Consider the following 14,889-nt stretch of genomic DNA (forward strand, 5'->3'; position numbering starts at 1 on the left):
TATATTTTCTCCTCTTAAAAATAAAAAAACTCTCCAACAAAAGAGAAGTTTTTAAATCTCATAGTTGGTTTCCCCTTAATTTAAGCACCTAATTTAAATAGGTTGCTACCACTTCATTGAGTTGTTTTCTCTCAGTAGTTCTTCATAAGAATTGTTTTTAAGTTTTTTCTAAAGTAATAATAACAAAAAACTATATGTTTTCAATTATTATTTTAAATATTTCTTCTGAGTTTTTTGTATTTAATAAATAATGTTTCTTTCCTTTAATTGTTTCTAATTTATATTTATCTTTATTTAAATTTGATATAAATTTAACAATTTTTTTAGGATCACAATAAAAATCATTATTTGAAAGCAATATTATATTTTCAATAATTGATTTATTAAAGTTTTTTATACTTATTTTATTTGCTTTTTTTCATAAATAATAATCTCTTACTGTAAATAAGTTTTTTGTAAGATTTTCATCTTCAATTTTTTTAGCATAGTTCTTATCATCTGTAAAATCTAAACCATTTATTATGCTTTTCAATTTTAAATCTGCTTTGAATAAAGTACCTCATCATAATTTAATATAAAACCCTAAAGTTTTTTTATATGCATTATTTAATCTTAATGAAGAATAAATTATTTTATATACTTTTTCATCTTTTGAAAAAAAACTTGCTATTGTCGATCCAAATCCATCTCCTAAAAGAATTATTTTTGAATTTGGATTATTTTCACTTATAACTTCAATAATCTCTTTCAAATCTGAAATAGTAGTTCCAAAATGATATTGCTTTTCAACAATATTTTCACCGCAATTTCTTTGATCAAATGAAACTAGTGAAAATTGATCTTTTTTTATTTTTCTAAGTCAACTATCAAAATTATCAAAGTCTTTTCTATTTCTATAAATATCATGAATTCCGATGATAATAAACTCACTATTAGGATTTATTTCACCATATCATCTAAGTTCATATCCATCACTTGTTTTAAACATTTTCTTTTTAATAAGTTCACTTTTAACTACAACATCCTTTTTAAACTTTAACTTATTAAATTTAACTATTCTAGCTATTAAAAGTAATAAAAATATCAAAAAAAATGTACTAAGTGTTACATAAACTATTATGCTAATTAGATCTCAAACAGCTTTTCAAATTTCCATAAAATCACCTTACTTAATTATAGATAAAAAAAACACTTTTGATAAGCGTTTATATTGTTTAAATATTAATCTCCATGAGATAAATCTAATGCATAAACATCAAATTGACCCATAAATCAAAATGCAAAAATAACGTTTTGTTTTCTAACAATAAATTCATCATTTCCCATAACATTGATTGCTTCATAAATAACATTACCAGCATCTTGTTCAAGATTTATTCTCATACGTTCAAAGTCATAAATTGTTGATCTACCATACATTTCATTTTTACGTTCAAATTCCACTTCAGTTAAAATTCTTTCATAAGTATCTCTATATTTAGCAGCAGTTTTCAATCTTTGTTCTAAACCTCTACATACATTTTTTACTTCTTTATCTAAAGCAAATAACGCTTCATGTAAATTTCTAAGCTTATCATGTCTTTTCATATTTTGATCTCCTATAAGATTTATCTTTAATAAAATTATTATACACAAATTTCCTAAAAAATGTCATATTAAATACTCTCCTCAACAAATTTTATAATATGCAAAGTTTTTATAAGTTTACTAACCATTATAGTATGCTTTAAGGACGTAAATATGTTTGATTGACAATATCTTGGTATATTTTTGTAATTCTATTATAAATAGTTTTTATAGTAGAAATTTCTTCAATTTCTGAAATTTTATTTAATTCCTTTTTAAAAATATTATTTAATCTGTAGTCTTATTATTTCTTCTACTTTATCAAGCTCATTAATTTTTATAATTACTCCACAAAGCATTCCCTTATTTTCACAAGGAATAAATTTTGTAGGAAGACCTGTTTTTTCTTTAAATATAACTTCCTCTGGATTTGCCCCAATTATTGAGTTAATAGGTCCTGTCATTCCAAGATCTGTAATAAATGCAGTTCCTTTTGGAAGTATTCTTTCATCAGCTGTTTGTACATGCGTGTGTGTACCTACAAGTGCAGATATTTTACCATCATAATTTCAAGCAAATGCTAATTTTTCCGCACTTGCTTCAGCATGAAAATCTACTATATGTATATTTGAATTATCGTTTTCAAGAATTTTATCCATAACTTCATAGGGATTATTTACATGTTCCATAAAACTTTTACCCATAAGATTTGTTACTCTAATTTTTTTTCCCTTAAAATCAAATTGAGTTGTACCAATACCCTTATTATATGAATTCATATTTGCAGGTCTTAAAAGATCTTTAACAGAGTCAATATATTCTAATGTTTCTTTAACTTTAAATATATGATTTCCACTAGTAATTACATTTATTCCCAAATTTTTTAAAAAGTCATAATGGTTTTTATTGATTCCTTTACCATGACTGATGTTTTCACCATTTGCAATTATAAAATCAATATTATTTTCTTCTATAATTGAATTGATATTTTCTTCTAAAACATCTCTTCCTGATTTGGAATAAATATCTCCGATAATTAAAAAATTCATTATAAATTTTTCTCCACTTCCACTATCAAATCTTCTGTTGATATTTTTTTATTTTTTCATTTATCTAATGACTCTTTAATATTAGAACTTCTTAATTTTACTTTTAATTTTTCTTCTAGGTCCACTAATAAAGCAGAAGTTTTATTAATGCTATCATAAACTGCATTCCTAGATACACCAAATTCTTCTGAAATTTCTTGTAAAGTTAAATCTTCAAAAAAATAAAGTTCAAAATATTGAGTTTGTTTTTCTGTTAGTAAATTTTTATAGTGATCATATAATTCAGCTAAATTTGCTGTTTTTTTAATATCTTGATTAATCATTTTTATTATCTTCCATAAAATCTGATGTTAACTCTCAAATATAATTATCAACATCAAATTCTTCTATATCATTTACTGTTTCACCAGTTCCAATTAATTTAACAGGGATATTTAAAATGTCTTTAATTGCAAGTGCAATTCCACCTTTACTTGTTCCATCCATTTTTGAAAGAACAATTCCAGTAACCTTAGTTGTTTCAGAAAATGCTTTTGCTTGACTTATTCCATTTTGTCCAGTTTGAGCATCAATTACTAATAATCTCTCATGTGGTCCATCTTTTACACTTTTTTGAATTATTTTAGTCATTTTTTCTAATTCTTTCATAAGATTTTCTTTATTTTGAAGTCTTCCTGCTGTATCAATTAAAAGCAAATCATAGTTTTCTTCACTTGCTCGTTTTATTCCATCAAATACTACACTGGCTGGATCTTTTGAATTATTTGTTGATTTAATTAAATCAACATTTGTAAGTCTTTTATCACATCATTCTTGTAATTGTTCAACTGCTCCTGCTCTAAATGTATCTGCAGCTGCTATTAGTACTTTTTTACCTAAATTTGAATAATAATTCGCTATTTTAGCAATGCTTGTTGTTTTTCCAACACCATTTACTCCGACCATAATAAAGACATTTAATCTACCTTCTTTGTAATTTAATTCAGTATTAAATTTTCCCCCATCAGTATATGCTTCATAAATTTCTTCAGCTAAAATCTCTTTTATTTCATTAAAAGTATTTTTAGGTTTTGTTCTTTTTTGAACTCTATTTGAGATTTCTAAAACTATTTTCATACCCATATCTGTTTTTATTAAAACATTTTCTAATTCTTCAAAGAACTGGTTATTTGGTTCTTTATAACTTTTACTTAATTTTTTAATATCATTTGAAAAAGTTAGAGTATTCTTGTGGTCCTTTTTATGCTTTTTTTCTTGCTTTTTTATTTCTCTTCTTTGCTTTAAATTATTTCAAAATCCCATAAAAGTTCCTCATTTCTCAATATTAATTGTATAATAAATTTAATATATTATAAATATATTAGTTGTGTGAGGGAATAATTATGAAGAAAATGTTATCGGTTTGACTATCGTTAGGTCTAACTGTTTCTACAGGAGTTAGTGTTGCTCTTGCAGATGAAAATAAAAATACTAATAGATACTCAAAGTATTTAACATCTATGGATGATTTTTTGTATTATAGAGTAAATCAAAGCAAAATTCCATCTGACATTTCAAATGAAGATATTTCAAAAGCTTTAGAAGAAGCATTTTCACTTGATGAATTTGGTAAGAATTTATTTAAAAAAATTGATTTTGAAATATTAAATAACGAAAATGGTGAAATTGATGTTTTGTTTATGGATAAAAATAATAGTAGTCTATTAAAAGAAAAAATAATAATGAGATTTAACTTGGTTTTATTTAACTATGACAAGATTGAAGAATTTTGTACTGTTATAAATAAATATTTAGAAAATAATCCTTTTATTTTAACAAAAAATAATTATATTCAATTGGAATTTGAAGATTTATTGAAAGCACAATTTAAAAATATTTTTGATTGATATGCTTCATCAGAGTTATTTTTAGATAATATAAATGAATTCTGGGAATTTTTAGATTTTGATCCAATAAATAAATTGGAAAGTAATGAATTAAAAGCTGAATTTTTAAATAATACTGAATTAAAAATAAATATCCTAAGAGATTCAAAATTAATTGGAAAAAATAAATTTGACAACTATATTAATTTTTTTTCAGATGAAAAATTAATGAATAAGGAAATCTTTAATTGAATTAAAAAGAATTCATTTTTTACAGATTCAAATATTGAATTTGATAAGCTCTTTAAAATAGAGTCAAAAGAAAAAGATCAATTAACTTTCTCTTTATCAGATAAGTATTTTACAATTGCAAAGTTAATAACTTTAAATAGAATAAAATAAAAGGAACTTATTTAATAAGTTCCTTTTATTTTTTATCTGTATCATGATTATTAATAATTGTTTCTTGTAATTCTTCAAATTTACCAGTTCTAATAAATTGTAAAGTTTCTTCAATATTAATTAAACATTCTCCAGCTCTTTCTAAATTTTTTAATTGTCTAACAATTGTAATAATTTTTTTTGATTCTACTTGATTTTTAGCTTCAAAATTTCTTATTGCAAGAATATTTGAAAGATTTGAAAATTCAATACTTAATTGTTCTTCTGTTTTTAAAACTTTTTTGTGTTGATCATTATCGTAATTCTCAATTAAAATAGAAATAATATTAAGCATTTTATTAACTAAATCAAACATTTTTGATATATATTCTATTTCAATTGGTTCAGGGTTATATTTAATTGTAAATGCACAAATATGTTTTGCAACGTCAGCTATTCTTTCAATTTCTCGACTAATTAAAACTCCACCAACTGCTAGTCTTAAATCTCCTGCAACCATTTGTTGTTTTGCAATTTTTCATAATGCCATTTTAGTGAAACTATTTTGAAGATCATTAATTTTAATATCCCCATCAACTACTTCTTTTGCTAAAACTAGATTTTGTTCTTTTAAAGATTCAAAAGTATTTGCATATTGTGATTTTGTAACTTCAACTAATTTGATTAATTCTCTTTTAATACTTTTAATATCATTATCTAATATTTTATTGTATGACATTTTTTCCCCTCCTATCCGAATCTACCTGAAATATAATCTTCTGTTTTTTGATTTTTTGGATTAGTAAATATTTTTTTTGTTCTATCATGCTCAATTAATTCACCTTGCAAGAAGAACGCTGTATAATCACTTACTCTTGTAGCTTGTGCCATTGAGTGTGTAACTATTACTATTGTATATTCATTTTTTAATTTTAAAATAAGTTCTTCAACTTTTAATGTTGCAATTGGATCTAAAGCACTTGTCGGTTCGTCCATTAGTAAAATTTTTGGTCTCATGGCAATTGCTCTTGCAATACATAATCTTTGTTGTTGTCCACCACTTAGTCCTAAAGCTGAATCTTTTAAATAATCTTTTACATCATCTCAAAGTGCTGCCTTTTTAAGTGAATCTTCTACTATTTGATTTAATGCATTTTTATCTAAAATTCCTTGATTTCTTGGACCAAATGCTACATTATCATAAATTGACATTGGAAATGGATTTGCCTTTTGAAATACCATTCCTACTTCAGTTCTAAGTTTAACTACATCAGTTCCCTTTTCATAAACATCTTTTGAATGAACTTTTATTTTTCCATCAACTGCAATATTATCAACTAAATCATTCATTCTATTTATTGATCTTAGTAATGTTGATTTTCCACATCCAGATGGTCCAATGAAAGCAGTTACTGTATTTTCTTTAATATTCATATTTATATTAAATAATGCTTGCTTAGAACCCCCATTATAATAGAAATTAAAATCTTCAACTTCAATTACATTAGGTCTTTGTTTTAAAGGAAGATTCTTTGGTTTTTGAAATATCTTTTCTTCTGATAAAAGTTCTAAATCTTCTATATTTGAAACTTCATTGTCAATTGCTTTATCTACTGCCATGATTAATCTTCCCTCATTTCATTTTTACTCTTACTTTTTATTTTAGACTTATTTTTAGCTTCTTGCTTAATAGTTTTAATTACTTTATTTCTAACTTTTGCATTTTTAAAATGTATTTTCATTCTTTTAAAATTAAAATAATATACTCACTTTCTATAAATAGATATTGTATCTTTTTTAGTTTTTGCAACTACTTTTTTAAACTTAGCAATTGTAAACATACCAATGAAAATTTTTAATTTAACCTTAAATGGAATTTTTTTATGAACTGGATTTAATTTAACTCCAATATATTTACTTAAGAAATTTAATCCTAATACTAACATAATTGTAACTAACGCAATTTGATAAGCTACTCCTAATGTATGAGGATCATTTCCCTCTGATGCCATCATATAAATTTGTGTAGTTAAAGTAGCACCTGATGAAAAGAATCCCTCTGTTGGCATTCTAACTGCAGTTCCAAGTGTTAAATAAACTGGTGCAGATTCTCCTATAATTCTTGCAATAGCCAATATTGTTCCAGTAACAAGTCCTTTTGTCGCATTAGGCAATATTACTTTAAATAAAACTCCTGTTTTAGTCATACCCATACCATATGCAGCTTCTTTATATAAAGGAGGTACTGAAGTTATAGAATCTTCAAATGTTGAGATCATTGAAGGTAAGATTACCATTGTCATTGTCAAACTTGATGCAAATATTGACATAGGTATACCCATTGCAACAACAAATAAACTTAAACCAAATACCCCAAATACAATACTTGGAGTTGAAGCTAAAACATTAATTGAAAATCTAATTATTTTTGCAAAAGTACTATCTTTATGTGCATATTCTGCTAAATAAATCGCTACAATCAATGCTAATGGAATAGCAAATATTATTGTTGCTAAAACTAGTAATATAGTTGTAAAGATTAAAGCAAAAATACCACTTCTTTGTCCTTCAATTTCAATAAATGCACTTGGATCAAATCCACCAATACCTTTAAAAGTAACAGTTAAAAGTATTCAACTTGTAAATCCAATTATTATTGCTGTTGATGAAATCATAAAGAAGTTTAAAATAAAGCTATTCACTTTTTTTGCAAATCTTTTTTCTGTGTATGTTTGCACTAAGATATTTAAACTATGACTTTCATATTCATAGTTATTTGATCTTGATTTTACTTTTTTATGTTTAATATTTTTAATTGATTTCGTTTTATTATTATTTATATTTCCCACTGCAATAATAAGTAAATTAATAAAAATAACAATAATAAATAAAACCATTCCAATTGCATATAACGCTGATTCATGAATATTACCATGATTCTCTAACATTTCTAATCCAATTGTTCCTGCTAATGTTCTAATTGAAGAAAATATAAAACCAAAGAACCCATCTCCTGTATTAAGTCCCTTTGTTGAATTTCCAGCAATTAAAATTACTGCCATTGTTTCTCCAATAATTCTTGCAACACCAGTAATGATTGCTGTAATAATTTTTGGCATTGCTGACACTAAAACTACACCAAAAGTAGTTTTTTCTTTTGTCATTCCCAAACCTAATGAAGCATATCTATGACCTTCTGGAACTGCTTCAATGGCGTTAATTGATAAACTTATCATTGTTGGTAATGCCATAAATGCTAGTGTAAAACTTGCAGTCATCATATTACCACTTGTTGGTGCGCCCATTGCAACAAAAATTGGTCCAATTTGGTCTAATGCAAATAGCCCAAACACAACTGAAGGAATACCTGCAAGTAATTGAATTACTGTAACTACGAATTTTTTTGTTCTATTTTTTAAATATTCAGTAATAAACAATGAACTAAATATTGTTAATGGTATAGCAAATAATAATGTAATGAACATCATCATTAATGTAGATAAGATAATTTTACCTAAACCATAACTTGCTCCTGTTGCTTCATCTTTTGCTGGAGCTCAATTTCCAGAAAATAAGAATTTAAAGAATGAAAATTCTTTAAAAATGGGAACTGATTTATAAAGAATATATCCAACTAAAATAGCCAATATTATTAAAACAATTGAAGTAATAAAGAATATTGATAATTTAGTTGTTAAATCCATTTTAGAAGTTTTAGCTTTTGGTAAACTTTTAGCTGAAGTTTTTATCATGATTTACCTCCTAAAGAAGTTGATTTAAATTTCATTTCCTTTACTAATCCCTCACTTTTAAATACATCATTTGATTTTTCATCATTGAAATAATCAAATAGTTTTAAAAGACTATCTAAATGATTATTATGTGTATTAAAAATTGCAATAAACGGTCTCTTAAACTCATAAACTTTTTTAATAAATTGCTCATTTAATGATTCATTATTTTCAGGACTATTATCCTTTCAAGTTTTTCATTCATTATCTTCTCACTTTAAAGGTTTATCATTATCTTTTCCTATTGATAATTTACCATCGTTAATTCCAGCTAATTTAATTTGTCCACCTTCATAAAGTTGACCTAAAAAGGCATTTGATACATATCCTAAACTTGGACTTTTTGTCATATTTTCAACCATTGAACCATTTGAGTTAACAACATTTGAAGTTGACATTTCTTTTATACCTGTTAAATCAGAAAAAGCAGATCTTGTACCTGAACCATCTTCTCTTGTAAAAGTAACAATTTTAGTTCTTGGCTGTTTTGAGATTAAAACTTCAAAATCATTTTTAGCGTTTTCATTATCTAATTTTTTAACTAACTCTTTTGCTAAATCTTCTCAATACATATTTCCACTATAAACTTTTTTAAGTAATTCTTTATCAGAATCAGTAGAAGAATCTAAATTAAAATTTACTAAATCATTCAAGGTTAATAGGTTTTCACTATTATTTATAGTTATTTTTTCTTCTCAATAATTTGGTGCATTATAGATAATTCCAATTGCATCAATTGCAAATTCTAATGCAACATACGAATCTTTTCTTTCCTTAGAATTATTCTTAATTTGTTCTTTATGTCCTTCATAAGCACATTCATTTTTTGATTCATTACATAAATCTAAAAAAGTGTTACCTTGAGTCAAAGTACCACTACTAATATCTTTTGAAATAAATCCAGCAGAATACATATCTTTTTCTACTCCTCCAACACCAGCTTGACTACCTGTTGAATTATAAATAAAGTCTATTTTTTCGTTATCATAGTATTCTTTTGTTAATTTCTGCATAAACGGATTAACACTTGTACTACCCCCTAAAATAATTGATTTCTTAGGTGCGGCAAAACTTCATATTCAGAGACCTAATATCACTGATAAACAAATCAATAATATTATGCTTATTTTCCTACTCATAGTTTTTCTCCTAGCATGTTGCTAATTTGTATTTGATAATTTTTTTGCTTCGATCAATTTAATTTGAACAAGTTTTGTAATACCTTTTTGTTCCATTGTTGCTCCAAATAAAGTATCACAATTTTCCATTGTACCCATTCTGTGAGTAACAATCATAAATTGAGTATTTGATGTAAATGTTTTAATATATTTTGCAAAACGTTCAACGTTTGCGATATCTAATGGTGCTTCAACCTCATCCAAAATTACTAACGGTATTGGTTTAACTTTTAATATTGAAAATAATACTGAAAGTGCAACCATTGATTTTTCTCCACCACTTAATAAATTTAAATTTGCAATTTTTTTACCTGGGGGAGACATTTTTAAATCAATTCCTGTATTTAAAATATCTTCAGGGTTTGTGTAAATAATTGATGCTGTTCCGCCACCAAATAAAGTTGCAAAAGTCTCTGGTAATACTTGATTAACATCTTTAATAATTTTTTTAAATTGAATTATCATTTGTTGATCCATATCACCAATTGCATCTTTTAGATTTTTAATTGAGTCAAGAATATCTTGTGTTTGTTCAACATAATTTTGATATCTTGAATTTTCTTCTTCATATTCTTCAATAGATTCTAAGTTAACATTTCCTAATAAATTAATTTCTTTTCTTAGGTAGTTAATTCTATCTCTAACTTCATTTTCCTTTTCAACAACTGAAGTATTTAATTCTAAAGCTGCTTCATAAGTTAAATTATAATTTTGAGCTAATCTAGTTGTTGCATTAGATTGTTTTTCAAACATTAAAGTTCCATCTGAATTTAAATTAGAATATTTATCTTTTAATGAAGATAACATTCCCCTGTCTTCATTAATAATTGAATTCAAGTTATTTTGTCTTTCATTTGATTTATCTTTTAATGATCTAATAACATTAATTTGTTGTTGGACTTCATCTTTTTTAGTTTCTTGTTCAGAAATTTCAGAAATAATTTTTATAATTTGTTCATCAACTGATTGGAACTCTTGTTCTCCACCATTTAATTCTTTTCCTGTAATTACTCTAAATTCTTCTTTTACTTCATTTGCTTCTTTTTCAATTAATTCTGATGAATGTCTTGAAGCACCAATAGAAGTTTGAATTTCTGCTAATTCTTCACGAAGAATTTCAATATTAACACTCAATGAAGTTACTTCTTTTGACATTAATGTTTCTTTATTATCTAATTCCTTTTTAATAATTTCAAGTTCTTGAATTTGATTTGCATCATTTAAAAGTACATTTTTAGTTTTTCTACTTCCCCCAACGATTGCTCCATGTGGAAGTATTCTTTGACCATCCAAAGTCACAATATGAAACTTTTGATTTGTAACTTTAGAAAGTTCCACTGCATTATCATAATCATCAACTACTAAATAATTAGATAATAAGTAATCTAATACTACTTGATATTTTTTTTCAATATTTACTAATTCATTCCCAAAACCAATAAATCCTTTAGCTTTTTGAATAATGAATCTTGTTTCGTTATTAATATATGAAGGTTTTAAATTATCTAATGGTAAAAATGTTGCATAACCAGCTTTGTTGTTTTTTAAGAATTCAATTGAAACTTTTACATCTGATGCTGATTTAACTACAATATTTTGTAAGCCATTTTGGATTACTGTTGAAATTGCAACTTCATGATCTTTTTTAACGTTAATTAAATCTTGGACAGTTCCAATAATACCTGAAAGTGTATTTTTATTTTCCAAAATATTTTTTACACCTTCAAATAAATTATCTAATGAATTTTTTCTAGCTAACAAAGCTTCTAAACTTGATTCAGTTTTTGCTAAATGTTTTCTTATTCCATCTAGTTGTTGATTTAATTCAAAACGTTTAGAACTTGCTTGGTCTAATTTTTCTCTTTTTTCAACTTTATCATTTAATAATTTTGCAAGTTTTTGTTCTTCTGCTTCTAATCTGATTTCTAATTCTTTTGATTTATTTTTTAAATCAGAAACTCTGAATTCTTTATTATCAATATCTACTTTACTTTTATTAGATTCTAAAGTTATTCTTGACACTTTTAATTCACTTATTTTTTCAACAATTTTAGTAAATTCCTTGTTTAATTTTGAAAGTTCTCTTTCATTATCATAACTTGATTGTGATATCCCATTAAATTCTTCACTTTTTTTACTAATTTGTTTTTCTAATGAACTGATTTGTATTTTAAGTTCAGTTTTTTGTTCACTAATTTCAATTATCTTTTGTTTATAAAGTTTAATGTCATTAACTAAAACAGAAACTTCAATATTTTTTAATTCCTCAAAAAATTCTTTATAAGTTGAAGCTTTTTTAGATTGTCTTTTTAATGTTGGTAGTTTTCTTTCAATTTCATTTATTATGTCATTTAATCTATCTAAATTATCTTGAGATCTTACAAGTTTTCTAATAGCTTCTTCTTTTCTTTTTTTATAACGAGCAACTCCAGCTGCTTCATCAAAAAGTCTTCTTCTATCTTCTGGTTTTGATTCAACAAAATTACTAATTGAACCTTGTGAAATTATTGCTAAACTAGATTTTGTTAATCCTGTTTCAAGTGCAATATCTTGAATATCTTTTAAACGAACTTTACTTCCATTAATAAAATATTCAGATTCTTTTGTTAATTTAAAGAATTTTCTTGTAATTGATACTTCATTATAATCTAATGAGCTAAAAGCTCTATTACTATTGTCGAATACAAGGGTAACTTCAGCCATGTTTAATGGCTTTTTTTCACTACTTCCTGAGAAAACAATGTCATCCATTGAATCTCCACGTAATGATTTATATGATTGTTCTCCAAGAGCTCACATGATAGCGTCATTTATATTAGACTTACCACTACCATTAGGACCTACAATCCCTGTCATTGAAAAATCAAAATTTAAAGTTGTTGGTTCAGCAAAAGATTTGAACCCATATGCTTCAATTTTTTTTAAGAATATCATTTTTTTACCTCGTGTAATCGTATATAGCCGTCCTATATAACAAAATCATTATATAGATTTTAATCCATTTGTACAATTATTTAGTATAAAGTTAAAAAATAAAAACCCCCTATTAGTGGGGTTTTTTAACTGTTATTTATTTTTTTTAATTTTAGATAATGCATTCTTTGCAGCTTCTTGTTCAGCTTGTTTTTTGTTACTTCCTTGACCTGTTCCATACACCATTCCTTCAAGAACTGCATTAACAGTGAAAAGTGTAGTATTATTTTCAAGTTTTTCTTGATTAGAAATTACATATGATAGTTCACTTCTTACCTCTAATTGAATGAGTTCTTGTAATTCAGATTTAAAATCATGAGATTTATCCAAGAATTGATTAATTACATAATCACTAAAAATAGTTTTTTCTAATCATTGATTTAAAACAAATTCACCTTGATCTAAATATATTGCAGCTGTCATTGATTCATAAACATCAGATAAAATAGAGTCTTTTTCATAACCCTTTGAATCAAGTTCGCCAACACCAAGCCTAATTAATTTACCTAATTTAATTTTTCTTGATATTTGTGCTAATGTTTCTTTTTTAACAATTGAGCTTCTATATTTAGTAAGTAATCCTTCATTTGATTTTGGAAAAAGTTTATAAAGATATTCACTTACTTTCATCTGTAAAATGGCATCTCCTAAAAACTCTAATCTTTGATAGTTTTTAGTAAGTCTATTTTCATTTGAAAATGAATTATGAGTTAAAGCTTCATTATAATGAGTTGAATCCTTAATTTCAATTAAAAATTCCTTATAAAGAAAATCTCTAATGTTCATTATTCTGCTAAAGCCTTTTTAAGCTTATTCACAACATCATTTTTTATTGCATTATATGTCATTTTTAAAGTAGCATAAAATGCAACTTTATCACTTGAACCATGTGATTTAAAAGCTATACTTTTTGTTCCAAGTAAAATTGCACCAGCATGATTTTTATAGTCAAATTTTGCTGCAACTTCTTTAAAAGCTTTTCTTAATCTTAAAGCTGCCAATTTTCTAAAAATATTTTTTGTAAGTGCTGTTTTTATTTCAGTAAGTAATGATTTACCCATTCCTTCTGCTGCTTTTAAAGCAATATTTCCTGTATATCCATCAGTTACAACAATATCAACTATTCCACTTGCTAAATATCTTGATTCAATATTTCCAAAAAAATTAATTTCTTCATGATCTTCAAGTAATTTATATGCTTTTTGATGAAGTTCCATTCCTTTTGATTTTTCTTCTCCAATATTTAGTAAAGCAACTTTTGGATCTTCTACACCATTAACAGCTTTTGAATAAGCTGTAGCCATAACTGCAAAATTTACTAAATCCTCTGGATCACATTCTAAATTAGCACCAACATCCAATAATAAAGTTATTTTTCCTTTTACAACTGTAGGAATTACTGGCATAAATCCAGGTCTTTCAATACCATCTATTTTTTTTAAGATAAAGTGACACCCCGCTATAAATGGAGCTGTTGCTCCCCCAGTAGTTACACCGTGTGCTTTTTCATCTTTTACTAATTCAAGTGCTCTTACCATACTTGAATCTTTTTTTCTTCTTATATCCATAATCCCATCAGTCATTTCAATTACTTCTGTTGTATTATAAATTTCCACTTGATCTGGATTATGTTTTCTTGATGAAAGTTCTTTTTTCAAAGCTGCTCCATCTCCAACAAAGATTATTTTTAAATCTTTTTGTTCACCTAAAAGTTTAATAGCAGCATCTACTGCTGGAATTAAACCATTATCTGAACCCATAACGTCAAACGCTATTACTTTGTATTCCATAGTTTATCTCCTGTCCAATAGTGATTATATAGAGAATTAATATTTAAAGCAAAAAAAATAAAACCTTTTAGTTTTATTTTTTATATTTTATTTTATTTTCTTGTTGTCTTGCGCTTCCATTATTACAACAAGGGCATTGTTTTGTTAAACATACCTGGCAGCTAATACATTTTAGACAACTTTGACATCCATGGAATGAACCACTACATACTCTACAAGTATAGCAGTTATGAGCTCCTCCAGGACAACAAGCATCAGATGATACTTGATTATTTTGTTTTGGCAATGGCATATTT

Annotated in this window: 14 protein-coding genes and 1 riboswitch; of the genes, 1 reads left to right on the forward strand and 13 read right to left on the reverse strand. The window is 25.6% G+C overall.

All coding sequences use genetic code 4. From position 1 onward, the window contains the following. Positions 1 to 55: 55 nt before the first annotated feature. A riboswitch (SAM riboswitch) is annotated at positions 56 to 151 on the reverse strand. Between the two features lie 39 nt (positions 152 to 190). The 5 genes from SDIMI_RS03440 to ftsY all read right to left on the reverse strand — a co-directional run bounded on the left by SDIMI_RS03440 (position 191) and on the right by ftsY (position 3,917). Then, positions 191 to 1,156, reverse strand: coding sequence for a serine aminopeptidase domain-containing protein (locus SDIMI_RS03440; protein WP_020836602.1), 966 nt, complete (start codon positions 1,154 to 1,156; stop codon positions 191 to 193). Positions 1,157 to 1,221: 65 nt separating this feature from the next. Further along, a complete protein-coding gene (locus SDIMI_RS03445) occupies positions 1,222 to 1,587 on the reverse strand; it encodes a hypothetical protein (RefSeq protein ID WP_020836603.1) in 366 nt (121 codons plus the stop codon). A 263-nt stretch (positions 1,588 to 1,850) separates the two neighbouring features. After that, entirely contained in the window at positions 1,851 to 2,615 is a 765-nt protein-coding gene (locus SDIMI_RS03450) for a TIGR00282 family metallophosphoesterase (RefSeq protein WP_020836604.1), read from the reverse strand. Continuing rightward, positions 2,615 to 2,938, reverse strand: a complete 324-nt coding sequence (gene ylxM / locus SDIMI_RS03455) for a YlxM family DNA-binding protein (protein WP_020836605.1) — start codon at positions 2,936 to 2,938, stop codon at positions 2,615 to 2,617. Before ylxM ends, SDIMI_RS03450 begins: the two co-directional genes overlap by 1 nt. Beyond that, positions 2,931 to 3,917, reverse strand: a complete 987-nt coding sequence (gene ftsY, locus SDIMI_RS03460; RefSeq protein WP_020836606.1) for a signal recognition particle-docking protein FtsY — start codon at positions 3,915 to 3,917, stop codon at positions 2,931 to 2,933. The genes ylxM and ftsY overlap by 8 nt, the downstream gene beginning before the upstream one ends. A gap of 80 nt (positions 3,918 to 3,997) precedes the next feature. Between ftsY and SDIMI_RS03465 the strand changes: the two genes are divergently transcribed. After that, complete coding sequence (locus SDIMI_RS03465) at positions 3,998 to 4,882, forward strand: hypothetical protein (RefSeq protein ID WP_020836607.1); 885 nt, start codon at positions 3,998 to 4,000, stop codon at positions 4,880 to 4,882. Between the two features lie 25 nt (positions 4,883 to 4,907). Here SDIMI_RS03465 and phoU read toward each other — a convergent pair whose 3' ends face one another. The 8 genes from phoU to SDIMI_RS03505 all read right to left on the reverse strand — a co-directional run bounded on the left by phoU (position 4,908) and on the right by SDIMI_RS03505 (position 14,885). Continuing rightward, entirely contained in the window at positions 4,908 to 5,600 is a 693-nt protein-coding gene (phoU, locus tag SDIMI_RS03470; RefSeq protein WP_020836608.1) for a phosphate signaling complex protein PhoU, read from the reverse strand. 11 nt (positions 5,601 to 5,611) lie between these two features. Then, entirely contained in the window at positions 5,612 to 6,481 is an 870-nt protein-coding gene (pstB, locus tag SDIMI_RS03475) for a phosphate ABC transporter ATP-binding protein PstB (protein WP_020836609.1), read from the reverse strand. Positions 6,482 to 6,483: 2 nt separating this feature from the next. Beyond that, positions 6,484 to 8,613 (reverse strand): phosphate ABC transporter permease PstA, encoded by a 2,130-nt coding sequence (pstA, locus tag SDIMI_RS03480; RefSeq protein WP_020836610.1) that lies wholly within the window; start codon positions 8,611 to 8,613, stop codon positions 6,484 to 6,486. Beyond that, positions 8,607 to 9,791, reverse strand: a complete 1,185-nt coding sequence (ptsS, locus tag SDIMI_RS03485) for a phosphate ABC transporter substrate-binding protein (RefSeq protein ID WP_020836611.1) — start codon at positions 9,789 to 9,791, stop codon at positions 8,607 to 8,609. Before ptsS ends, pstA begins: the two co-directional genes overlap by 7 nt. A gap of 21 nt (positions 9,792 to 9,812) precedes the next feature. Beyond that, complete coding sequence (locus tag SDIMI_RS03490; RefSeq protein ID WP_020836612.1) at positions 9,813 to 12,764, reverse strand: AAA family ATPase; 2,952 nt, start codon at positions 12,762 to 12,764, stop codon at positions 9,813 to 9,815. A gap of 132 nt (positions 12,765 to 12,896) precedes the next feature. Continuing rightward, positions 12,897 to 13,589, reverse strand: coding sequence for a ribonuclease III (rnc, locus tag SDIMI_RS03495; RefSeq protein WP_020836613.1), 693 nt, complete (start codon positions 13,587 to 13,589; stop codon positions 12,897 to 12,899). After that, positions 13,589 to 14,593, reverse strand: a complete 1,005-nt coding sequence (gene plsX / locus SDIMI_RS03500) for a phosphate acyltransferase PlsX (protein ID WP_020836614.1) — start codon at positions 14,591 to 14,593, stop codon at positions 13,589 to 13,591. The genes rnc and plsX overlap by 1 nt, the downstream gene beginning before the upstream one ends. Positions 14,594 to 14,666: 73 nt before the next feature. Then, positions 14,667 to 14,885: a hypothetical protein gene (locus SDIMI_RS03505; protein WP_020836615.1), complete on the reverse strand. Its 219-nt coding sequence runs from the start codon at positions 14,883 to 14,885 to the stop codon at positions 14,667 to 14,669. Between the last annotated feature and the right edge of the window lie 4 nt (positions 14,886 to 14,889).

The organism is Spiroplasma diminutum CUAS-1, assembly GCF_000439455.1.
Classification (GTDB): domain Bacteria; phylum Bacillota_I; class Bacilli_A; order Mycoplasmatales; family Mycoplasmataceae; genus Spiroplasma_A; species Spiroplasma_A diminutum.